Source organism: Bradyrhizobium sp. AUGA SZCCT0105 (assembly GCF_018129565.1).
Classification (GTDB): Bacteria; Pseudomonadota; Alphaproteobacteria; order Rhizobiales; family Xanthobacteraceae; genus Bradyrhizobium.
Window position 1 is genome coordinate 1,430,764 of sequence record NZ_JAFCMK010000001.1, and the last position, 21,641, is coordinate 1,452,404.

The 21,641-nt window shown below is 65.1% G+C and carries 19 protein-coding genes; 13 read left to right on the forward strand and 6 right to left on the reverse strand.

What is annotated here, in order from left to right; genetic code table 11:
- Positions 1-2: 2 nt before the first annotated feature.
- Positions 3-1,424 carry an amidase gene (locus tag JQ573_RS06525; protein WP_212311188.1) on the reverse strand — a complete coding sequence of 474 codons (1,422 nt, stop codon included), beginning with the start codon at positions 1,422-1,424 and terminating at the stop codon, positions 3-5.
- An 88-nt stretch (positions 1,425-1,512) separates the two neighbouring features.
- Between JQ573_RS06525 and JQ573_RS06530 the strand changes: the two genes are divergently transcribed.
- Complete coding sequence (locus tag JQ573_RS06530) at positions 1,513-2,364, forward strand: alpha/beta hydrolase (protein WP_212311187.1); 852 nt, start codon at positions 1,513-1,515, stop codon at positions 2,362-2,364.
- Positions 2,365-2,458: 94 nt separating this feature from the next.
- Here JQ573_RS06530 and JQ573_RS06535 read toward each other — a convergent pair whose 3' ends face one another.
- A complete protein-coding gene (locus JQ573_RS06535; RefSeq protein WP_212311186.1) occupies positions 2,459-3,235 on the reverse strand; it encodes an SDR family oxidoreductase in 777 nt (258 codons plus the stop codon).
- A gap of 170 nt (positions 3,236-3,405) precedes the next feature.
- On the opposite strand from JQ573_RS06535, the gene JQ573_RS06540 reads away from it, so the two are divergent.
- Positions 3,406-4,485: a tartrate dehydrogenase gene (locus JQ573_RS06540; protein WP_212311185.1), complete on the forward strand. Its 1,080-nt coding sequence runs from the start codon at positions 3,406-3,408 to the stop codon at positions 4,483-4,485.
- 167 nt (positions 4,486-4,652) lie between these two features.
- Here the strand turns inward: JQ573_RS06540 and JQ573_RS06545 are convergent, their stop codons facing one another.
- From JQ573_RS06545 to JQ573_RS06555, 3 genes are all read right to left on the reverse strand, one after another.
- On the reverse strand, positions 4,653-5,564 hold the full coding sequence (locus JQ573_RS06545; RefSeq protein ID WP_212311184.1) for an NAD(P)-dependent oxidoreductase: 912 nt from the start codon (positions 5,562-5,564) through the stop codon (positions 4,653-4,655).
- Between the two features lie 30 nt (positions 5,565-5,594).
- A complete protein-coding gene (locus tag JQ573_RS06550; RefSeq protein ID WP_212311183.1) occupies positions 5,595-6,845 on the reverse strand; it encodes a Zn-dependent hydrolase in 1,251 nt (416 codons plus the stop codon).
- Between the two features lie 122 nt (positions 6,846-6,967).
- The gene (locus JQ573_RS06555) at positions 6,968-7,885 is read right to left on the reverse strand and encodes a LysR family transcriptional regulator (RefSeq protein ID WP_212311182.1); all 918 of its coding nucleotides are present in this window, start codon (positions 7,883-7,885) and stop codon (positions 6,968-6,970) included.
- Between the two features lie 120 nt (positions 7,886-8,005).
- On the opposite strand from JQ573_RS06555, the gene JQ573_RS06560 reads away from it, so the two are divergent.
- The 6 genes from JQ573_RS06560 to JQ573_RS06585 all read left to right on the forward strand — a co-directional run bounded on the left by JQ573_RS06560 (position 8,006) and on the right by JQ573_RS06585 (position 13,657).
- The gene (locus JQ573_RS06560; RefSeq protein WP_212311181.1) at positions 8,006-8,824 is read left to right on the forward strand and encodes a putative hydro-lyase; all 819 of its coding nucleotides are present in this window, start codon (positions 8,006-8,008) and stop codon (positions 8,822-8,824) included.
- A gap of 87 nt (positions 8,825-8,911) precedes the next feature.
- On the forward strand, positions 8,912-10,159 hold the full coding sequence (locus JQ573_RS06565) for an ABC transporter substrate-binding protein (RefSeq protein ID WP_176532652.1): 1,248 nt from the start codon (positions 8,912-8,914) through the stop codon (positions 10,157-10,159).
- Positions 10,160-10,361: 202 nt separating this feature from the next.
- A complete protein-coding gene (locus JQ573_RS06570; RefSeq protein WP_212311180.1) occupies positions 10,362-11,240 on the forward strand; it encodes a branched-chain amino acid ABC transporter permease in 879 nt (292 codons plus the stop codon).
- On the forward strand, positions 11,240-12,226 hold the full coding sequence (locus tag JQ573_RS06575; RefSeq protein ID WP_176532650.1) for a branched-chain amino acid ABC transporter permease: 987 nt from the start codon (positions 11,240-11,242) through the stop codon (positions 12,224-12,226). The genes JQ573_RS06570 and JQ573_RS06575 overlap by 1 nt, the downstream gene beginning before the upstream one ends.
- Complete coding sequence (locus JQ573_RS06580) at positions 12,223-12,969, forward strand: ABC transporter ATP-binding protein (RefSeq protein WP_212311179.1); 747 nt, start codon at positions 12,223-12,225, stop codon at positions 12,967-12,969. The genes JQ573_RS06575 and JQ573_RS06580 overlap by 4 nt, the downstream gene beginning before the upstream one ends.
- Entirely contained in the window at positions 12,953-13,657 is a 705-nt protein-coding gene (locus JQ573_RS06585) for an ABC transporter ATP-binding protein (protein WP_212311178.1), read from the forward strand. Before JQ573_RS06580 ends, JQ573_RS06585 begins: the two co-directional genes overlap by 17 nt.
- A 182-nt stretch (positions 13,658-13,839) precedes the next feature.
- Here the strand turns inward: JQ573_RS06585 and JQ573_RS06590 are convergent, their stop codons facing one another.
- Positions 13,840-14,496 carry an aldolase gene (locus tag JQ573_RS06590; protein WP_212311177.1) on the reverse strand — a complete coding sequence of 219 codons (657 nt, stop codon included), beginning with the start codon at positions 14,494-14,496 and terminating at the stop codon, positions 13,840-13,842.
- 176 nt (positions 14,497-14,672) lie between these two features.
- Between JQ573_RS06590 and ltnD the strand changes: the two genes are divergently transcribed.
- From ltnD to JQ573_RS06615, 5 genes are all read left to right on the forward strand, one after another.
- Complete coding sequence (gene ltnD, locus JQ573_RS06595; protein WP_212311176.1) at positions 14,673-15,584, forward strand: L-threonate dehydrogenase; 912 nt, start codon at positions 14,673-14,675, stop codon at positions 15,582-15,584.
- Positions 15,585-15,596: 12 nt separating this feature from the next.
- Complete coding sequence (gene otnI, locus JQ573_RS06600; protein WP_212311175.1) at positions 15,597-16,379, forward strand: 2-oxo-tetronate isomerase; 783 nt, start codon at positions 15,597-15,599, stop codon at positions 16,377-16,379.
- Entirely contained in the window at positions 16,376-17,665 is a 1,290-nt protein-coding gene (otnK, locus tag JQ573_RS06605) for a 3-oxo-tetronate kinase (protein ID WP_212311174.1), read from the forward strand. The genes otnI and otnK overlap by 4 nt, the downstream gene beginning before the upstream one ends.
- A gap of 178 nt (positions 17,666-17,843) precedes the next feature.
- Complete coding sequence (locus tag JQ573_RS06610) at positions 17,844-19,535, forward strand: methyl-accepting chemotaxis protein (protein ID WP_212311173.1); 1,692 nt, start codon at positions 17,844-17,846, stop codon at positions 19,533-19,535.
- Between the two features lie 193 nt (positions 19,536-19,728).
- Positions 19,729-21,435, forward strand: coding sequence for a methyl-accepting chemotaxis protein (locus JQ573_RS06615; RefSeq protein WP_212311172.1), 1,707 nt, complete (start codon positions 19,729-19,731; stop codon positions 21,433-21,435).
- Positions 21,436-21,641 lie beyond the last annotated feature (206 nt).

Sequence of the window (21,641 nt, forward strand, 5' to 3'; positions counted from 1 at the left end):
CCTTATCTCGGAGGCCGCGGATCGATCGGGGTGGTGCCACGCACGCCCAGAATGTCCTCCAGCACTTTCGCGCCGGCGAGAAGCTGCGCCTCGGCGCGCGGCTTGGCGATCATCTGCAGGCCGACCGGCAGGCCAGACACAGTGAAGCCGCAGGGCAGCGACAGCGCCGGGCAGCAGGCCAGCGTGATCGCATAGACGATGCCGAGCCATTCGACGTAATTGTCGAACTTCTTGCCGTCGCATTCGGCGACATAGCGGTTCTCGACCGGGAATGGCGGCACGATGGTCGCGGGCGCCAGCAGCAAATCGTATCTCTCGAAGAATTCGAGCGCACGCGCGGTCATCGCCACACGCTGCGCCTCGGCGCGCTCGAGCTTTTCGACGGTGAGCTTCAGCCCTTCCTCGATGTTCCAGATCACTTCGGGCTTGAGCAGGTCGCGCTTGGTGCGCAGCAATTCGGCCTTGCTGATCGCGAAATCGAACGCGCGCAGCACGTGGAAGCATTCATGGGCCTCGTGGAAGTCGGGATGCGCCTCCTCGACGATCGCACCGGCTTCCGCGAACCGCTCCGCGGCCTTGCGGGTCACGGCCTTGACCTCGGGATCGACGGGCGTGATGCCGAGATCGGGTGAGTAGGCGATGCGCTTCGGCTTGCTGCCGGAACGTGCCGCAGACAGGAACGACGTCGGAAGCACCGGCAGCGACAGCGGATCGGCGGCATGCTCGCCGCTCATCGCATCGAGCAGCAGCGCGAGGTCCTCGACATTGCGCGCCATCGGTCCCTGCACGCCGAGCGTGCGGTCGACCCCGAATTTCGGCGTGTGGGCGACCCGGCCGATCGACGGCCGGAGGCCTACGACGCCGCAGAAGCTCGCCGGGTTGCGCAAGCTGCCGCCCATGTCGGAGCCGTGGGCGAGCCACGCGGTGCCGCTGGCCAGCGCCGCTGCGGCACCGCCGGAGGAGCCGGCGGCCGAGCGCGATGTGTCCCAGGGATTGCGTGTCGGACCGAACACCTCGTTGAAGGTGTTGGCGCCGGCGCCGAATTCCGGCGTGTTCGACTTGGCGTAGATCACGCCGCCGTTCTGTTCGAGGCGCTCGACCAGGATGTCCGACTTCGCGGGGATGTTGTCCTTGAAGATCGGCGAGCCCAGCGTGGTGAGCACGCCGGAGACGGCGGTGAGGTCCTTGATCGGGACCGGAAGACCCGCGAGCAGGCCGCGCTCGCTGGCCGGCTTCTGCATCAGGGCCTTGGCATGGGTGCGGGCGCGGTCGAAGCAGAGCGTCGGCAGCGCGTTGACCTTGCCGTCGACCTCGGCGATGCGCTTTTCCAGCACGTCGAGCAGGTCGAGCGGCGTGACGTCGCCGGCTTTCAGTTTCGCGACGACGGCACACGCCGTTTCCTTCACCAAGCCCTGATCAGCCATGCGCCGTTGCTCCTATGTCTTCCGTTTGCTTGTGCTGTAGAACATTTCCTGCCGTCGTGGCAATGCGACGAGAACCGAAGAGGCAGGGATGGCAGCGTTGTTTTCCGCGCTGGACTGGCGCGCGATGAGCCAGCAGGAGCGGGACCTCGGCTTGAACAATGGCGTTGCGGTCAAGGGCAGCGCCGAAATCGTCGCCGGCTGGGAGCAGCGCTCCGCGGCGCTGCGGCAGAAACATCCCGAGCATCTCGACCTCCGATACGGCCCGCGTGAGCGCAACCGGATCGATTTCCTCAAAGCCCGCGATGGCGCGCCGACGTTGCTGTTCATCCACGGCGGTTATTGGCAGACCCGCGCCAAGGAGGTGTTCACGATTTTCGCGGAGGGGCCGATGGCGCACGGCATCAATGTGGCCCTGATCGGCTACACGCTGGCGCCGGATGCGACGCTCGATGACATCGTCGCCGAGATTCACGCAGGCATCGATTTTCTGGCCGGGCAGTTGCCCGCGCTCGGTGCCGCTGCCGAAGGCATCGTCGTGTCGGGCTGGTCGGCCGGCGGCCATCTGACATCGATGGCGTTGTCGAACGCCCATGTCCGGGCCGGCATGGCGATCTCCGGCATCTATGATCTCGAGCCGATCAGGCAGTCCTACCTCAACGAGAAGCTCAAGCTCGACGAAGCCACGTCGCGGCGCAATTCGCCGATGATGCAGCAAGGTGGCACGGCAAAACCGCTGTCGCTGGTGGTCGGCAGTGCCGAACTGCCGCTGCTGCGCAAGCAGACCGCCGATCTCGCCGGCCATCGCGCCCGCTACGGCTTGCCGGTGACCTATGAGGAGATCGCCGGCGCCGACCACTTCTCGATCATGAACCAGATGCTGGCACCACAAGGCCGCATCACCACGCTGATCCGGCAATTGTGCGAGCGGACAGCCGACTAGGCCGTCATTGCGAGGAGCGAAGCGACGAAGCAATCCATGTTCCCGCTGCGGGACTATGGATTGCTTCGTTTCGCTCGCAATGACGCGGAGAGGGTCAGCCCCACCCCGACGTCAGCCCGCCATCCACCGTGTAGATCACGCCCGACGTATAGCCTGCGCGATCGGAGGCGAGGAACGCCATCAGATCGCCGATCTCGCGCGCATGCGCGGGGCGGCCGAGCGGCAGGCCCTTCTGGAATTCCTTGTAGCGGTTCTCGTCGCCGAACTGGTTCTTGGCGCGGGTCTTGAGCAGCGTGACGTGGCGGTCGGTGCCGACAGGGCCGGGGTTGATGCCGACGACCCGGATGTTGTCGGCGAGGCTCTTGCCGCCGAGCGCACGGGTGAACGACATCAGCGCCGCATTGCCGGCGCTGCCGCAGATGTAGTTGGCGTCGAACTTCTCGCCGGCCGCGCCGATGTCGTTGACGATCACACCGCCGCCGCGTGCCTTCATCTGAGCATAGATCGTGCGCGTCAAATTGACGTAGCCGAACACCTTGAGCTCCCAGGCGTGCCGCCAGGTCGCCTCGTCGATCTTGTCGATTGAGCCGCCCGGGATGTCGCCGGCATTGTTGACGAGGATGTCGATATCGGCCGCTTCCTTGGCCAGCCGCGCGAGATCCTCGGGCTTGCGCAGGTCGACGACGCTGATCGCCGCATCGATTTGATGCGCCGAGCGCAGCCGATCGGCCAGCGCCTTCAATTGCTCGCCGTTGCGAGCGGCGAGCAGCAGATTGGCGCCTTCCTCGGCAAAGGCTTCGGCGGCGGCCGCGCCAATGCCCTTGGAGGCGCCGGTGATCAGGACACGCTTGCCGCGCAGATGCAGATCCATGGGATGTCTCGCTTTGGTATGAGGAGTGGGATGTCCGCGAAATTGGTGGGTCAGGGTCGCGCCGCGGTCAACACTGCACTGCAGCGTTGCGCTCGCGCGAAGTTTGGTCCATTGCAGGACCATCAGGATAGGCGGCATTGCCGGCCGGGCAAATCACAAGGGTGTTCTCGATGAGCAGCGCAAAAAAGCAGTATTGGATTGCGGTCATTCCCGGTGACGGCATCGGCAAGGAAGTGATGCCGGAGGGCCTGCGCGTCATCGAGGCGGCGGCGAAGAAGCACGGCGTCGACGTCAAGTTCGACCATTTCGACTTCGCCTCCTACGACTATTACGAGAAGCACGGCGAGATGATGCCGGCCGACTGGAAGGACCAGATCGGCAAGCACGACGCGATCTATTTCGGCGCGGTCGGCTGGCCGGCCAAGATCCCGGATCATATTTCGCTGTGGGGTTCGCTCATAAAATTCCGCCGCGAGTTCGACCAGTACGTCAATTTGCGCCCGGTGCGGCTGATGCCCGGCGTGCCGTCGCCGCTGGCGGGCCGCAAGCCCGGCGACATCGATTTCTGGGTGGTGCGCGAGAACACCGAGGGTGAATATTCCTCGGTCGGCGGCCGCATGTTCCCGGATACCGACCGCGAATTCGTCACGCAGCAGACCGTGATGACCCGTATTGGCGTCGACCGTATCCTGAAATTCGCATTCGACCTGGCGCAGTCGCGGCCGAAGAAGCATCTGACTTCGGCGACCAAGTCGAACGGCATCTCCATCACCATGCCCTATTGGGACGAGCGCGTGGAGGCGATGGCCAAGAAGTATCCCGGCGTGAAGTGGGACAAGTACCACATCGATATTCTCACCGCGAACTTCGTGCTGCATCCGGACTGGTTCGACGTCGTGGTCGGTTCCAATCTGTTCGGGGACATTCTGTCCGACCTCGGTCCGGCCTGCACCGGCACGATCGGCATCGCGCCGTCGGGCAACATCAATCCGGAAGGCAATTTCCCGTCAGTGTTCGAGCCGGTGCACGGCTCGGCGCCTGATATCGCGGGGCAGGGCATTGCCAACCCGATCGGCATGATCTGGTCGGGCGCGATGATGCTGGAGCACCTCGGCGAGAAGCAGGCAGCTAGCGCCATCGTCGGCGCGATCGAGCGCACGCTCGGCGAACGCACGCTGCGCACCCGCGACCTCGGCGGCAATGCCGACACCACGGCCTGCGGCAAGGCGGTGGCGGAGATGGTGGATTAGGCTGCGCTGTCAACGACGGGGTCGTCCTGGCGAAAGCCAGGACCCATTACCCCGAGTGCTTATTGGCTTGATAGGTCTGACCACCGCCCTGCGCGATGACACAGGCCGGTGGTAATGGGTCCTGGATCGCGCTCGCTACGCTCGCTTGTCCAGGACGACGTCGATGATTATTGCTTCACGATCCGTCGGCAATGCTCCCATGCCGCGTGGATCAGGTTCTCGCTCGCTTCGGGCGTGCGGAACGCCGAATGCGCCGACAGCGTCACGTTCGGGATCTTCGTCAGCGGATGATCCTTCGGCAGCGGCTCGATGTTGTAGACGTCGAGGCCGGCGTGGCGGATGTGGCCGGAGTTGAGCGCATCGATCATCGCCTGCTCATCGACGATCGCGCCGCGGGCGGTGTTGATCAGCACCACGCCCTTCTTCATCTTGGCGATCTTGTCGCGCGTGATCATCCCGCGGGTCTCGTCGTTCAATAGCAGATGGATCGAGACCACGTCGCTGTTCGCCAGCACGGTGTCGAGCTCGGTGAATTCGACGCCCGGATGGCTCTTCGGCGACCGGTTCCAGGCGATCACCTTCATGCCGCTGCCGAGCGCGATGCGGGCGACCTCGGCGGCGATGCCGCCGAAGCCGACCAGGCCGAGCGTCTTGCCGGTGAGCTGCATGCCGTCCTCGCGCAGCCAGTTGCCGGCGCGCATCTCGCGGTCCATCTGCGCAATCACCCGCGCCGACGACCACATCAGCGCGATCGCGGATTCCGCAACCGCGGTGTCGCCATAGCCCTTGATCAGATGCACGGAGATGCCGAGCTCGGCCAGCTCTTCCGGATTCATGTAGCTCCGCGCGCCGGTGCCGAGGAACACGACATGCTTCAGGCCGGCGCATTTTTTCGCGACGTCGGTCGGAAGCGCGGTGTGATCGACGACCGCGATCTCGGCGCCGTCGAGCACCGCAGGATAATCCTCCGGCTTGATGTCCGGGTTGCGGTTGATCCGCATCTGGGGATCGCCTGACTTCTCCAACCGCTCCGTGATGACAGCGAGCGATTCATTGGCGTCGACAAACACTGCGCGCACGAAAGCCTCCATCGAAGGAAGAAGGGATGATCAGGATGCGACGCCGGCGAGCGCCAGCACCGTATGCATCAGGACGTTGGCGCCGGCGGCGCAGTCGGTCTGCGTGGCGTCTTCCAGCTCGTTGTGGCTGATGCCATCCTTGCAGGGCACGAACACCATCGCCGCCGGCATCACCGTGTTGAGGTTGCAGGCGTCGTGGCCGGCGCCGGAGGTGATGCGGCGGTGCGAATAGCCGAGCTGCTGGGCCGCGTTCTCCACCGCGTCGACCAGCTTCGGATCGAAATGCGTCGGCGCCTTGCGCCAGACCAGGTCGAGCTGGACCTCGACCTTGCGCTTTGCTGCGATCTCGGTGACGGCGGCACGGAGGTCGCGATCCAGCGCGTCCATGATCGCGGCGTCGGCGCTGCGGCAATCCACCGTGAAGGCGATCTCGCCGGGGATGACGTTGCGCGAGGGCGCTGCGATCACGGCCTCGCCGATGGTGCCGACCGCCTTCGGCCCGTGCTTCTTGGCGATGCTTTCCATCGCCAGCACGATCTCCGACAGTGTCGCCAGCGCATCGCGGCGCAGCGGCATCGGGGTCGAGCCGGCGTGGCTCTCGAAGCCCGTGATCTTGCCGTCGTACCACAACACGCCCTGGCCGGAATCGACCACGCCGATGGTCTTGCCCTCGGCCTCCAGGATCGGGCCCTGTTCGATATGCAGCTCGACGAAGCTGGTGAACTTCTGGCGGCCGACCGGGGCATCGCCGCGATAACCAATCGAATCCAGCGCCTGCGCCACCGTGACGCCCTCGGCGTCCTTGCGCGACAGAATGTCGTCGGTGGTGAAATCGCCGACGTAAGCGGCCGAGGCCATCATCGCCGGCGCAAAGCGCGAGCCTTCCTCGTTGGTCCAGTTGCAGATGCAGATCGGCAGCTCGGTCTCGATGCCGGCATCGTTGAGCGTGCGCACCATCTCGAGCGCGGCCAGCGTGCCGAGGATGCCGTCATATTTGCCGCCGGTCGGCTGGGTGTCGAGATGCGAGCCGACGCCGATCGGCGGCTTCGACATATCCCGTCCTTTCCGCAACCCGAACATCGAGCCGAGCGCATCGACCTGCACCTCGAGGCCGGCGCTCTCGCACGCCTTGCGGAACCAGTCGCGTACTTGCTTGTCCTCGGCGCTGAGGGTCAGCCGCCGCACGCCGCCCTTTGGCGTTGCACCGAACTGCGCGGTTTCGTGGATAGTGCCCCAGAGGCGGGCGGAATCGATCTGCAGGTTGGTGGCGGCTCGGCTCATGTCGTCAGTCCATTTCAGCTGTCTTTCCGGGGCGATGCGTCAGCATCGAACCCGGAATCTCGAGATCCCGGGTCCGGTCCTTCGGACCATCCCGGAATGACGTTTGATTATCCGGCACTCGTTCAATGGCGCGCCGCTTCCATCGCGTCAACCGCCACGCTCGCCTGCGCGATCTGCCTGGCGAGATGGGCGACACGTTCGATGGCGACCGCATCGGGGGAGGCGAGCCAGCTCGCGGTGAAGGTGAGGGGAGGCAGCTTGAGGTCGGTATCGAGCAATTGCAAGCGGCCGTCTGCGAGTTCGTTCTCGACGATCGCCGACGGAATCACCGCAATGCCAAGGCCTTCATTGGCCATGTGGATCACGGTCGCGAGCGAGGTCGAGGCGTGCAGCCGGATCGGCGGCAGATCGGGGGCATTGAACAGCGCGCGCACGGTCTCATAGGGCTGAGTCTTGCGCGGAAACGTGATGATCGGAAACCGCGCCAGATCCCGCCGCGCCACCGGGCCGGGGCCGAGGCCGAGCGACGGGCTCGCCAGGAAGCCGATCGGGTAATCGCACAGTACATGATTGTGCGCGCCGGACGCCGAGACCGGTCCGAGCACGAAGGCGAGCTCGATCTCCTGCGCCAGCAGTCGCGGGGTCAGGTTCGGCGTGATGTCGACCTCGATCTCCAGCGACAGGTTCGGGTAGATCTCGTTGACGCTCTTGACCAGCCGCGGCAGCCAGGTGTGCACGATGGTCTCCGCGACACCGAGCCGCAGCGCGCCGCGCATCGCCGAACGGTCGCCGACCTCCGCCATCATCTCCGAACGCAGGCCGATCAGCTTCTCGGCGTAGGTCATCATCAGCCGCCCGCTCGGCGTCGGCGAGGCCACCCGGTGATCGCGGTTCAACAGCTTGACCCCCATCTCGCGCTCGAGCTGGGCGATGCGCTGGGAGATCGCCGGCTGGGTGGTGTTGAGCCGCTGGGCGGCGCCGCGGAAGCTGCCGAGCTTGACGACCCAGAGGAAGGTTTCGATCGAGCGGAAGTCCGTCATTGGAAGCATATCCCCGATCGATAAATTCTATTTATCGATTTTGATTAGAAAGGACGATTAGACATTATATCACGCTTGGTGTTGGTTTGTCCTTGTCGAGATTATGGGCAGGAGAATCCCATGACTGTTTTTGCGGCAGTGCAGCGATCTCAGGGGGAGCCGGTGCTGGCGAGCGTCGAAGCGCGGCGCGCCAGCCGCAACGGCATGGCCTCGGCCACCACGGCCGGGCTCGCCAACGGTTTCGTCCAGGGCAATCTGGCGATCCTGCCGGAGAAACTCGCCGGCGCCTTCCACCGCTTCTGCCAGCTCAATCCAAAACCGTGCCCGATCATCGGCATGTCCGACGTTGGCGATCCCAGAATCCCCGCGCTCGGCCTCGACCTCGACATCCGCACCGACGTGCCGCGCTACCGGGTCTGGCGCGACGGCGAGGTGGCGGACGAGCCGACTGACATCACCAAATACTGGCGCGACGATCTCGTCACCTTCGTGCTCGGCTGCTCCTATTCGTTCGAGGAAGCGCTGCTGGAGGACGGGCTGCCGATCCGTCACATCGAACGCAACCTGCGTGTGCCAATGTACCGGACCAACATCGCCTGCCAGCCGTCGGGGCCGTTCGCGGGACCGATGGTGGTGTCGATGCGCCCGTTCAAGCCGGCGGATGCGATCCGCGCGGTGCAGATCACCTCGCGCTTCCCGTCGGTGCATGGCGCACCGGTCCATCTCGGCCACCCGCATGCGATCGGCATCAAGGATATCGCCAAGCCCGACTATGGTGATGCGGTGCCGGTCGCCGATGACGAGATCCCGGTGTTCTGGGCCTGTGGCGTCACGCCGCAATCGGTGATCGCAAATGCGAAGCTGCCGTTCGCAATCACGCATTCGCCGGGCCTGATGCTGGTGACCGATCTCAGGAACAGGCAGCTCGCTGTGCTCTGAATAGGCAATTCGTGCAATTCATTGAGGCTTTACTGCGCGCTACAAGCATCACATCGATAATAACAAGCTGACCTAAGGGGAATTTCGATGACGATCTCTCGCCGTAACGTGTTGCTGGGTGCCACTGCCGCCGCTGCGCTCGGTCCGATGGCCGCGCGCGCGCAGACAAGCGAAGTTGCAATCGGCGTGATCTATCCGCTGTCCGGCTCCAGCGCCGCGATCGGCGTCGACGCGCAGCACGCCTTCAATACCGCGGCCGAGATCATCAACAAGAACTATGATTTCGCGCTGCCGCTCGCCAAGGGCGAGGGCTTGTCCGGCCTCGGCGGCGCCAAGGTCCGCCTCGTGTTCGCCGACCACCAGGCCGATCCGCAGAAGGGCCGCGCCGAGACCGAGCGCCTGATCACCCAGGAGAAGGTCTGTGCCGTCGTCGGCACTTATCAGAGCGCGGTTGCCGTCACCGTCAGCCAGACCTGCGAGCGCTACGGCGTTCCGTTCATCTCGGCCGACAATTCCTCGCCGAGCCTGCATCGCCGCGGCCTGAAGTATTACTTCCGCGCCTCGCCGCATGACGAGATGTTCTCGGCCGCGATGTTCGACTTCTTCGATGCGATGAAGAAGAAGGGCCAGAAGATCGAAACCCTGGCGCTGTTCCACGAGGACACCATCTTCGGCACCGATTCGGCGAACGCCCAGACCAAGCTCGCCGGCGAGCGCGGCTACAAGATCGTGGCCGACATCAAGTACCGCGCCAACTCGCCATCGCTGACCGCTGAGGTGCAGCAGCTCAAGGCGGCGAATGCCGACGTTCTGATGCCGTCGAGCTACACCACCGACTCGATCCTGCTGGTCAAGACCATGGCGGAGCTCGGCTACAAGCCGAAGAACATCATGGCGCAGGATGCCGGCTTCTCGGAGAAGGCGACGTATGACGCGGTCGGCGACAAGCTCGAGGGCGTGATCTCGCGCGGCAGCTTCTCGCTCGACCTGGCGCAGAAGCGGCCGATGGTCGGACTCATCAACGAGATGTACCGCGCCAAGTCCGGCAAGGACTTCAACGACTACTCGTCGCGCCAGTTCATGGGTCTGATCGTGATGGCCGACGCCATCAACCGCGCCAAGTCGACCGACGGCGAGAAGATACGCGAGGCGCTGGTCGCCACCGACATGCCGGGCGACGTGACCATCATGCCGTGGCGGCGCGTCAAGTTCGACGAGATGGGGCAGAACAACTTCGCCGATCCGGTGCTGCTGCAATATACCGCGAAGAACTTCGTGACGATCTTCCCCGAGCAGGCCGCCGTCTCCGAGGCGATCTGGCCGATGAACAGCTGATCGGGCGGACGCGTCCCTACGTCGTCCCGGGCAAGCGAAGCGCGACCCGGGACGCCCCGCGCGAGTGCGTGCACTCATCGCGTAACACAGGCAGGCGTTTTGCGATGATTGGTTGTTGGTCCTTCTACCGATGCATTTGTGGTTATGGGTCCTGGCCTTCGCCAGGACGACGCGGGAGAAACATGTTGACTGGGGCGCAGCGGTGACAGCCGAGACCATTATCCAGAGTTTGGCGAGCGGCCTCTTGATGGGGCTGCTCTACGGACTGATCGCCGCCGGCCTCGCATTGATCTTCGGATTGATGGACGTCGTGAATTTCGCGCACGGCGAATTCCTGATGATCGCGATGTACGTGACCTTCTTTCTGTTCGCGTTCTTCGCGATCGATCCCTTGCTTGCGGCGCCGTTGGTCGCCGCGGCATTGTTCGTGTTCGGCGCGGTGGTCTACCTGCTGGTGGTCCGCTTTGCGATGCGCGCCAAGGCCAATGCCGGCATGGTGCAGATCTTCTCCACCTTCGGTCTTGCGATCGTGATGCGGGGCCTCGCCCAGTTCTTCTTCACGCCCGACTACCGCAGCGTCACCAACTCCTGGGTCGGCGGCAAGACGATCTCGATTGGCGGCATCTATCTGCCGGAGCCGCAGCTGATCGGCGCGATGCTGTCGATCGCGGCTTTCGTCGCGCTCTACTTCTTCATCAATCGCACCGATTTCGGCCGTGCGCTCGAGGCGACGCGCGAAGACGCCGGCGCGGTGGCGCTGGTCGGCATCGACAAGAACCGGGTGTTCGCGCTCGGCTGGGGCCTTGGTGCGGCGCTGGTCGGCCTGGCCGGCGCCATCATGGCGATCTTCTTCTATGTCTATCCCGACGTCGGCGCGTCGTTTGCGCTGATCGCCTACGTCACCGTGGCGCTCGGCGGCTTCGGCAGCGTGTTCGGCGCCTTTGCCGGCGGCATCATCGTCGGCCTGGTCGAGGCGACCACCGCGATGATCCTGCCGCCGTCGCTGAAATCGGTCGGCATCTACGCCGTCTATCTCCTGGTCGTCTTCATCCGCCCGCGTGGCCTGTTCGGATCGATGTGATGGACACCCACTTCGCCCAACGCCGCAGGCGTGACCTGATCGTGGCGGCCTGCCTTGCGGTGATCGCAGCGTTAGTGCCGCTGTTCGTCAAGGACGTCTACATCCAGAACATCATGGTCTTGACCCTGATGTATGCCGCGCTGTCGCAGAGCTGGAACATCCTGTCCGGCTATTGCGGACAGATCTCGCTCGGCCATGCGCTGTATTTCGGGCTCGGCGCCTACACCACCGCACTCTTGTTCACCAAGTTCGGCGTGCTGCCGTGGTTCGGCATGCTGGCGGGCGGGGCGATCTCCGCGGTGATCGCGATGGCGCTCGGCTATCCCTGCTTCCGCCTGCGCGGGCATTATTTCGTGATCGCGACCATCGTGATCGCCGAGATCGCGCTGCTCCTGATCCAGAACTGGGATTGGGCGGGCGCAGCCCTCGGCATCGATATCCCGGTGCGCGGCGACAGCTGGCTGAAATTCCAGTTCACCCGCTCCAAGCTGCCGTACTTCTATTTCGCGCTGGCGCTGGCCTGCGTCGCTTGGCTCGTCACCTGGTGGCTGGAAGATTCCAAATGGGGCTATTGGTGGCGCGCGGTGAAGGATAATCCCGATGCGGCCGAAAGCCTTGGCGTCGTCGTATTCAATTCCAAGATGGGCGCGGCGGCGGTCTCGGCCTTCCTCGTCGCCGTCGGCGGCAGCTTCTACGCCCAGTTCGTCTCCTATATCGACCCCGAAAGCGTGATGGGCTTCCAGTTCTCGCTGCTGATGGCGCTGCCCGCCGTGTTAGGGGGCATCGGCACGCTGTGGGGGCCGGTGCTCGGCGCCGTGATCCTGATCCCGCTGACCGAACTGACGCGGTCCTTTGTCGGCGGTTCCGGCCGCGGCGTCGACCTGATCGTCTATGGCGCGCTGATCGTCGCGATCTCGCTCGCACTGCCGAAGGGGCTCGTCAGCGTGTTCAGCATGCTCTCCGGGCGCAAGGAGGCCGCGCGATGACGGCGCTCTTGGAAACCCCGCTCTTGGAAACCCGCGGCGTCTGGCAGCGCTTCGGCGGCCTCGTCGCCAACAGCGACGTCTCGATCTCGGTCGGCCGCGGCGAGATCGTCGGCCTGATCGGCCCGAACGGCGCCGGCAAATCGACGCTGTTCAATTTGATCGCGGGCGTGCTGCCGCCCACCCAAGGCTCGATCATGTTCGACGGCGAGAACGTGACAAAGCTGCCGGCGGCGGAGCGCTGCCAGCGCGGCGTCGGGCGCACCTTTCAGGTGGTCAAGAGTTTCGAGACCATGACGGTGATCGACAACGTCATCGTCGGCGCGCTGATCCGCAACACCAAGATGCGCATCGCGCGACAGAAGGCCTATGAGGTCCTTGAGTTCTGCGGACTTGCGGCGCGCGCCGACAAGCTTGCCGCCGATCTCGTCCCGTCTGAGAAGCGCCGACTCGAAGTCGCCCGTGCGCTCGCCACCGAGCCGAAGCTGCTACTGCTCGACGAAGTGCTGACCGGACTGACGCCGGTCGAGGCGCAGACCGGCGTCGAGCTGGTGCGCAAGGTGCGCGCCACCGGCGTCACCGTGCTGATGGTCGAGCATGTGATGGAAATCGTGATGCCGCTGGTCGACCGCGCCATCGTGCTCAATCTCGGCAAGGTGCTGGTCGAGGGCAAGCCGACCGAGGTCGTCCGCAATCCAGAAGTCATTTCTGCCTATCTCGGGGATCGTCATGCTGTCGGTGCGTGAAGTCACCACCGCCTATCAGGGCCTGGTTGCGATCTCCTCGGTGTCGATCGACGTCACCAAGGGCGAGATCGTCTGCGTCGCCGGCGCTAACGGCGCGGGCAAGTCGACGCTTTTGAAATCGATCGCCGGCGCCGAGCGGCCGCGCGCAGGCACCGTCACCTTCGACGGCAAGCGCATCGATGGCCAGCCGCAGCACGTCATCACCGCTGATGGCATCGCCTTCGTGCCGGAGAACCGCCGGCTGTTTCCGCGGCTCTCGGTGCGCGACAATCTGCGGCTCGGCAGCTATCTCTATCGCAGCCAATCCGACCGCGATGCGCCGCTCGATCTGGTGTTCAATCTGTTCCCGCGGCTCGGCGAGCGGCTGGAGCAGCGCGCGGAGACGTTGTCCGGCGGCGAGCAGCAGATGCTCGCGATCGGCCGCGCGCTGATGACGCGGCCGCGGCTCCTGATGCTCGACGAGCCGTCGCAGGGCATCATGCCGAAACTCGTCGACGAGATATTCCAGGCCGTGAAGCGCATCCGCGACGCCGGCATGACGGTCCTGATCGTCGAGCAGCGCATGGCCGAGTGCCTGGAGATCGCCGACCGCGCCTACATCCTGCAAACCGGCCGCGTGCTGATGCAGGGCACCGCCGCCGAGATCACCGGCAATCCCGACGTGCGCAAGGCGTATCTGGGGCTGTAGCCTGCAGGATCTCTCCACGCGCGCCCACGTCATCCTGAGGTGCGCGCCCTTGCGCGCCTCGAAGGATGGCCGCATGCACTGCCGTAACCCCATCCTTCGAGGCTCGCCGAAGGCGGCGAGCACCTCCAGCGACAAAGGCTTCGCCTTTGCGCGGGGATGACGCCGGAATATGTGGCTACGAGTTAATGCCCGTGCTCCGGCAGCGTCAGCCCGAACACTTTCGTCAAATCTGCCACCTGTTCGGGCGAGAGATAGCGCGGGTTCAGCCCGCGCAGCAACAGATAGAGCTTTGCGGTTTCCTCCAGCTCCTCGGTCGCGAACACGGCGGCTTCCAGCGTGTCGCCGGAGACGACGGGACCGTGATTGGCGAGCAGCACCGATGAATATTTCCCGGCCAGCCCCCTGATCGCGTCGGCAACGGCGGGGTCGCCGGGGCGATAATAGGGCACCAGCGCGGTCTGGCCGCACTTCATGACGTAATAGGCCGTCATCGGCGGCAGCACGGCCCGCGGGTCGATGTCGGGCAGCATCGAAAGCGCGACCGAATGGGTCGAGTGCAGATGCACCACCGCGCCGGCGCTGGCGCGGGTCTGGTAGAGCGCGGTGTGCAGCGGCACTTCCTTGGTCGGGGCATCGCCGGAGATCAGGCGGCCGTCGGCGTCGAGCCGCGACATTTTCGCCGGATCGAGGAAACCGAGCGAGGCGTTGGTCGGCGTCACCAGCCAGCCGCCGTCGTCGAGCCGGACGCTGATATTGCCCGAGGAGCCCGGCGTCAGCCCACGCTCGAACAGCGAGCGGCCGAAGCGGCAGATATCCTCACGAAGCTTTGTTTCGCTCATCCGCTTTTGCCCACCCGGTTTCGTCCGCCCGCTTTTGTCTTGGCGCTATCCGTTTTCCGCTTTGTCTCATGCTTTGGCAGCACGGCCAAGGCGTGATAGGCAAGCAGCAACGCGCGTGATCCGGAAGAGTGGAAACCGTTTCATGTGCAATCAAGTAAAAATTTGAGGATCGCCGCATGTCCAGTTCCGCAACACCGCACGTCGCTGTCATCGGGCTGGGCTCGATGGGATACGGCATGGCGACCTCGCTCAAGCGCGCCGGCCTAGTGGTGACCGGCTGCGACGTCTCGGCCGATGCCGTCGCGCGCTTCGTCGCCGATGGCGGCAAGGGTGCAAAAACGCCGGCCGAAGCGGCCAGGGATGCCGACATCGTCGTCAGCGTCGTCGTCAATGCGGCGCAGACCGAAGCCATCCTGTTCGGCAAGGACGGCGCCGCCGAGACCCTGGCCAAGGACGCGGTCTTCATCTCCTCGGCGACCATGGATCCCGACATCGCGCGGCGGCTCGCCAAGCAGCTCGAGGCGACCGGGCGGCACTATCTCGATGCCCCGATCTCCGGCGGCGCGCAGCGCGCGGCGCAGGGTGAACTGACGATTCTGGCGTCCGGCAGCGCGGCGGCGTTCGCGAAGGCGCGGCCGGCGCTGGATGCGATGGCGGCAAAGCTCTACGAGCTCGGCGATGCCGCAGGGCAGGGCGCCGCGTTCAAGATGATCAACCAGCTGCTGGCCGGTGTGCATATTGCCGCCGCCTCGGAGGCGATCGCCTTTGCCGCCAAGCAGGGCCTCGATATCCGCAAGGTCTACGAGGTGATCACGGCCTCCGCCGGCAATTCCTGGATGTTCGAGAACCGCATCCCGCATGTGCTCGACGGCGACTATGCGCCGCGCAGCGCGGTCGAGATCTTCGTCAAGGACCTCGGCATCATCCAGGACATGGCGCGCAATGCGCGCTTCCCGGTGCCGGTGTCGGCCGCGGCGCTGCAGATGTTCCTGATGACATCAGCCGCCGGGATGGGCCGCGACGACGATGCGTCGGTGGCGCGGATGTATGCGCAGGTCACCGGCACCAAGCTTCCCGGCGCGAAATAACAGGATCCTGCGATGCCCCACTTTGCCGCCAACCTCACCATGATGTTCAACGAGATCCCGTTCCTCGACCGCTTCGAGGCGGCAGCGAAAGCGGGCTTCACCGCGGTCGAGTTCCTGTTTCCGTACGACCATCCGGCCGAGGAGGTCGGCAAGCGGCTGAAGGCCGCCGGGCTGACGCAGGCGCTGTTCAACCTGCCGCCGGGCGACTGGAACGCCGGCGAGAAGGGGTTTGCCGCGCTGCCCGATCGTTTCGCCGATTTGCAAGCGAGCCTGAAGACCGCGCTGCCTTATGCGCAGGCGACCGGCGTCAAGCGCGTGCATCTGATGGCCGGGATCGCCGACCGCAGCGATGCCAAAGCGGTTGCGGCGTTTCGCAAATCGGTCGCGTATGCCGCGGAGTTCTTCGCGCCGCACGGCCTCGACGTCGTGATCGAGCCGATCAATTCGCGTAATGTGCCCGGCTATTTCCTCAACGACTTCATCTTCGCGCGCGACCTTATCAACGAGCTTGATATCGCAAACCTCAAGCTGCAGTTCGACATCTATCACTGCCAGATCATCCATGGCGACGTCACCATGCGGCTGCGCGAGATGATGCCGATCATTGGCCACGTCCAGATCGCCTCGATCCCCTCGCGCAACGAGCCCGACGGCGAGGAGCTGAACTATCCGTTCCTGTTCGGTGAGCTCGACCGGCTCGGCTATGGCGGCTTCGTCGGCTGCGAATACAATCCGCGCGGCAAGACCACCGACGGTCTCGCCTGGTTCAAGCCCTATGCCGGAGTGAAGCCGTGACGCGAGCCGGAAACCTGTCTCTCGGTTGCATCGCCGACGACTATACCGGCGCCTCCGACCTCGCCAACACGCTGACCCGCGCCGGCCTGCGCACGGTGCAGACCATCGGCGTGCCCGCCGACGATCTCGTGCTGCCGGAGGTCGACGCCGTCGTGGTGTCGCTGAAGAGCCGCTCGATCGAGGCCGGCCTCGCCGTGACGCGTTCGCGCGCCGCGGAGAGCTGGCTGCGCGACCGCGGCGCCGGGCATATCCTGTTCAAGATCTGCTCGACCTTCGATTCCACCGATGCCGGCAATATCGGACCGGTGATGGACGCGCTGCGCGCCGACTCCAAAGACAATATCGTGCTGGTGACGCCGGCTTTCCCGGAAACCGGCCGCACCGTCTACCAGGGCAATCTGTTCGTCGGCTCGGTGCCGCTGAACGAGAGCCCGTTGAAGGACCATCCGCTCAACCCGATGCATGATTCCAATCTGGTCCGCGTGCTCGCGCGCCAGAGCACGACCAAGATCGGCCTGGTCGATCTGGCGACGCTGAGCCGCGGCACCGAGGCCGTTCGGGCAAAGCTCGCCGAGCTTGCGCGCAGCGGCATCGGCGCTGCGATTGTCGACGCGGTGTTCGACCGCGACCTCGAAACCATCGGGCAGGTGGCGCTGGATCACGGTCTCTCGGTCGGCGCCTCCGGCATCGGGCTTGGATTGGCGCGGGCGCTGGTCGCCGAAGGCAAGGCCAAATCGGCTGAAGTGAATGCCGTGACCAGCGCTGCGATCGGCGGGCCGGCCGCCTGCCTCGCCGGCAGTTGCTCGCAGGCGACCCTGCGCCAGATCGCCAGCGCCGAGAAGGTGATGCCGGTCCTGCACCTCGACCCCGAGCGGGTGATCGCCGGCAGGGACGAGGCCGAGCGCGCGCTCGCCTGGGCCAAAGAGCGGCTCGGCATGGGGCCAATCCTGATTGCCAGCAGTTCGACTCCGGAGGAGGTGGCTGCTCTGCAATCCCGTCATGGCCGCGATGCAGCCGGACATGCGATCGAGCAGGCGATGGCCGACCTCGCGGAGGGGCTGGTGCGGTCGGGCGTGCACAGGTTGGTGGTCGCCGGTGGTGAAACTTCGGGCGCTGTGGTCGATCGCCTGGGTATCCCGGGATTCCTGGTCGGGGCGGAAATCGCTGCGGGCGTGCCGGTTCTGCGCGCGGTCGGTGCTGGAAAAAGCGAGATGGTGCTTGCCCTGAAATCAGGCAATTTCGGCGGGCCGGAGTTCTTCTCGGACGCGCTGGCATTGATGCCATGATGCGCCTGTCGCGCATCATGTCGGGCTGATGACTGATATCTCCGTAGTTCAACGGTGAAGCAAATTAACCCTACTTAAGGAGGGGGGCTGGCTTTGATATCTGCGGCGCACCGCCGCGCCAACAGTCTTCTTTCCGCACGAACGGGCCTCGCGAGCCCGGCACCCATGAGACCCCACGATGTTCGCCAAATTCTCGATCCGCGCCAAGATCATTGCCGCGGTTGCGTTCCTGCTCGTCGCACTGACGGGCATGGGCCTGCTTGCAGTCTGGAATATGCGGGCGATCAACGCCAGCACCGTCGACATCACGACCAACTGGTTGCCGAGCGTGCGCGTGCTCGGCGAGCTGCGCGCCGGGGTCATCACCTATCGCAACGTGATCCGCGAGCACATGCTCTCGGAAACGCTCGAGGAGAAGCAAGCGGCCGAAAAGACACTCGCCAGCGTCGTCGAGATGACCGCCAAGACGCGGGTCAAGTACGAGCCGATGATCACTTCACCCGAAGAGCGGGCGCTCTACCGGCAGTGGTCCGACACCTGGGACAAGTACCGCAAGGGCACCGAGGAGGTGATGAGCCTGTCGCGCAAGGAAGCCGGCAAGCTTCCGCATGAGGCGCACGAGCTCAACACCAAGGTCGTGAACAAGATCGGTCTCGAGGCGGACGAGATCCTGAACAAGGACATCGATTTCAACAACACCGGTGCCGACAAGGCCGCGCAGGACGCTGCGAACAATTACAGCTCGGCCCTGATCATGGTGGCGGCGATCCTCGGCTTTGCCATCCTGATCGCGGTCGGCGTCAGCCTCTACACGGTCCGCGACATCTCGTCGGGCATCGCCTCGATCGTGAGCCCGATGCAGGCGCTCGGCCGCGGCGACCTGACCGCCGAAGTGCCGCATCGGGGCGAGAAGACCGAAATCGGTGCCATGGCCGACACATTGCAGGTGTTCAAGGAGGCCCTGGTCGCCAAGAAGGCTGCCGATGAGGCCGCCGCCGCCGACGCCGAAGCCAAGATCGAGCGCGGGCGCCGGGTCGATACCATCACCCGCAATTTCGAGCAGATGATCGGTGAGATCGTGCAGACCGTGTCGTCGGCCTCGACCCAGCTCGAAGCCTCGGCCAGCACGCTGTCGTCGACCGCAAGGCGTTCGCAGGAATTGACCACCTCGGTTGCCGCTGCGTCCGAGGAAGCCTCGACCAACGTGCAATCGGTGGCGTCGGCGACCGAAGAGCTGTCGTCGTCGGTGACCGAGATCAGCCGCCAGGTCCAGGAGTCGGCGCGGATGGCGGGCGATGCCGTCGGCCAGGCGCGCACCACCAACGATCGCGTCAGCGAGCTGTCGAAGGCCGCCGCGCGCATCGGCGACGTCGTCGAACTGATCAACACGATTGCCGGCCAGACCAATCTGCTGGCGCTGAACGCCACCATCGAGGCGGCGCGCGCCGGTGAAGCCGGTCGCGGCTTCGCGGTCGTGGCGTCCGAGGTGAAGGCGCTGGCCGAGCAGACCGCGAAGGCGACCGGCGAGATCGGCCAGCAGATCGCCGGCATCCAGACCGCGACCCAGGAGTCGGTCGGCGCGATCAAGGAGATCTCGTCGACCATCGAGCGGCTGTCGGAGATCTCCTCCACCATCGCCGCTGCAGTCGAAGAGCAGGGTGCGGCGACGCAGGAGATTTCCCGCAACGTGCAGCAGGCGGCGCAGGGCACCCAGCAGGTCTCGGCCAACATCACCGACGTGCAGCATGGCGCCAACGAAACCGGCTCGGCTTCGACCCAGGTGCTGTCGGCGGCACAGTCGCTTTCGGGTGACAGCAACCGCCTCAAGCTCGAGGTCGGCAAATTCCTCGACGCCGTCCGCGCGGCCTGACGCCGGCCGCATCTCTCACCATCGAACAATGCCCGGTCGAAAGGCCGGGCATTTTTCTTTGCCTGGATGCGGTGCTCAGTAGTTCCACTGAATGTGTGATTAACGAACCGTAGTTCCGCGCGCGGTAACCTGCTGTGGCGCGACGCGACCACCCGCACAGAATCGCGAAATCCAAATCCAAACGAGGCACCGGATGATGTTCCTGGCGAGATTCCGCATTCTCACGAAGATACTGGCGATTGTGGGCGGTCTCTCGATCATCGCCGGGATGCTCGCCTATCTCGGGATCTCCTCGTTGAAATCGCTCAGCGAACGCGGCGTCGTCACCGCGCGCGCTGCGGAACGCGCGTTGCTGTCGGCTGAGGCCAACCAGAACGTGCTCGCGATCAATCGCGCCGAATTCCGCAGCGCGCTTGATCCGCGCGACGAGAACCGGCTTGCGGCACGATCGCTGATCGATGAGCAGTTCAAATCGCTCGAGGAGCGCCTCGCCACGATCAGCAAGACGCAGGACCCGCAAACCATCGCGCTGCTGCCCGGCGTGCGATCGGCGCTGTCGGCCTATCGGGCCCAGCTGAAGCAGACGCTTGACACGGTCGAGAGCGCGAAGGCGGTCGACCTGACCCAGTCCGCCGAGAAACTGCGCGATGTCGCGATGAAGAGCCGCGCGGCCGCGGAAGAGCTTCAGGCCAGGGTTCGGGCCGTCGCCGACCGCCAGGACGAGCGGGTCAGGGACAACGTCAAGGCCAGTGAGCAGGAGTACGTATCGACCTCGGAGCTGTTGATCCTGCTTGCCGCTTCGGGGGTCCTGCTCGGGTTGCTGTTCGGCTTCGTCGTCGGACAATACGGTGTCGCCAAGCCGATCCGTGCTGTCGTCGCGATGCTGCAGCAGATTGCCAATGGCCAATATGACATCCCGGTGCACGGCACCGATCGCCGCGATGAGGTCGGCGACGTCGCCAAGACCGCGCTTGTGTTCAAGGACAACGGCCTTGCCAAGGTCCGGATGGAGCGCGAGCAGAAGGAGATCGAAGCGCGCGCCGCCGCGCAGCGCCGCACCGACATGCTGCAGCTTGCCGATGGCTTTGAGCGCGCGGTCGGCGAGATCGTCGAGACCGTCGCATCCGCCTCGACCGAGCTCGAAGCGTCGGCGACCACGCTGACCTCGACCGCCGAGCGTTCGCAAAACCTTGCCACCACCGTCGCTGCTGCCTCGGAGGAGGCCACCACCAACGTCCAGTCGGTGGCGTCCGCAACCGAGGAACTGTCATCTTCGGTCAACGAGATCAGCCGGCAGGTGCAGGAGTCTGCCCGGATGGCGGGCGATGCCGTCAACCAGGCCCGTGCGACCAACGACCGGGTCGGGGAGCTGTCGAAGGCTGCCGCCCGGATCGGCGACGTGGTCGAGCTAATCAACACCATCGCCGGTCAGACCAATCTGCTGGCGCTGAACGCCACCATCGAGGCGGCGCGCGCCGGCGAGGCCGGACGTGGTTTCGCTGTCGTGGCATCGGAGGTGAAGGCACTCGCGGAGCAGACCGCAAAGGCGACGGGAGAGATCGGCCAGCAGGTTTCCGGCATCCAGGCTGCGACCGAGGACTCCGTGACCGCGATCCGCGCCATTGGTTCGACCATCGAGCGGCTGTCGGAGATCTCGTCCGCCATTGCCGCCGCGATCGAGGAGCAGGGCGCGGCGACGCAAGAAATATCCAGAAACGTGCAGCAGGCGGCGCAGGGCACCCAGCAGGTCTCGGCCAACATTACCGACGTGCAGCACGGCGCCAATGAGACCGGCTCGGCGTCGACCCAGGTGCTGTCGGCGGCGCAGTCGCTCTCGGGCGACAGCAGCCGCCTCAAGCTCGAAGTCGGCAAGTTCCTCAACGCCGTCCGTGCCGCCTGATCGGGCGCCGCCGGTTCGGCCGTACAGACATCGTTGTCGGGGCAACCGATCCCGGTGTGGTGAGCCGGCGGGCTCACCACGCTCTACATTTTCGCAGAGCAGCGATGCGCTAGCCTCGTGACGGCCGAAACGGCGTGCTCGGCCAGCGCATATTCACAGCAGAGCCGTCTCTTTCTTGACGATGATACGCGCGCGATCGGCGGCAC

Coding starts and splice junctions, on each gene's coding strand:
- JQ573_RS06525 (WP_212311188.1), bottom strand. CDS start 1,424: ATGGCTGATCAGGGCTTGGTGAAGGAAACGGCGTGTGCCGTCGTCGCG.
- JQ573_RS06530 (WP_212311187.1), top strand. CDS start 1,513: ATGGCAGCGTTGTTTTCCGCGCTGGACTGGCGCGCGATGAGCCAGCAG.
- JQ573_RS06535 (WP_212311186.1), bottom strand. CDS start 3,235: ATGGATCTGCATCTGCGCGGCAAGCGTGTCCTGATCACCGGCGCCTCC.
- JQ573_RS06540 (WP_212311185.1), top strand. CDS start 3,406: ATGAGCAGCGCAAAAAAGCAGTATTGGATTGCGGTCATTCCCGGTGAC.
- JQ573_RS06550 (WP_212311183.1), bottom strand. CDS start 6,845: ATGAGCCGAGCCGCCACCAACCTGCAGATCGATTCCGCCCGCCTCTGG.
- JQ573_RS06555 (WP_212311182.1), bottom strand. CDS start 7,885: ATGACGGACTTCCGCTCGATCGAAACCTTCCTCTGGGTCGTCAAGCTC.
- JQ573_RS06560 (WP_212311181.1), top strand. CDS start 8,006: ATGACTGTTTTTGCGGCAGTGCAGCGATCTCAGGGGGAGCCGGTGCTG.
- JQ573_RS06565 (WP_176532652.1), top strand. CDS start 8,912: ATGACGATCTCTCGCCGTAACGTGTTGCTGGGTGCCACTGCCGCCGCT.
- JQ573_RS06575 (WP_176532650.1), top strand. CDS start 11,240: ATGGACACCCACTTCGCCCAACGCCGCAGGCGTGACCTGATCGTGGCG.
- JQ573_RS06580 (WP_212311179.1), top strand. CDS start 12,223: ATGACGGCGCTCTTGGAAACCCCGCTCTTGGAAACCCGCGGCGTCTGG.
- JQ573_RS06585 (WP_212311178.1), top strand. CDS start 12,953: ATGCTGTCGGTGCGTGAAGTCACCACCGCCTATCAGGGCCTGGTTGCG.
- JQ573_RS06590 (WP_212311177.1), bottom strand. CDS start 14,496: ATGAGCGAAACAAAGCTTCGTGAGGATATCTGCCGCTTCGGCCGCTCG.
- ltnD (WP_212311176.1), top strand. CDS start 14,673: ATGTCCAGTTCCGCAACACCGCACGTCGCTGTCATCGGGCTGGGCTCG.
- otnI (WP_212311175.1), top strand. CDS start 15,597: ATGCCCCACTTTGCCGCCAACCTCACCATGATGTTCAACGAGATCCCG.
- JQ573_RS06610 (WP_212311173.1), top strand. CDS start 17,844: ATGTTCGCCAAATTCTCGATCCGCGCCAAGATCATTGCCGCGGTTGCG.
- JQ573_RS06615 (WP_212311172.1), top strand. CDS start 19,729: ATGATGTTCCTGGCGAGATTCCGCATTCTCACGAAGATACTGGCGATT.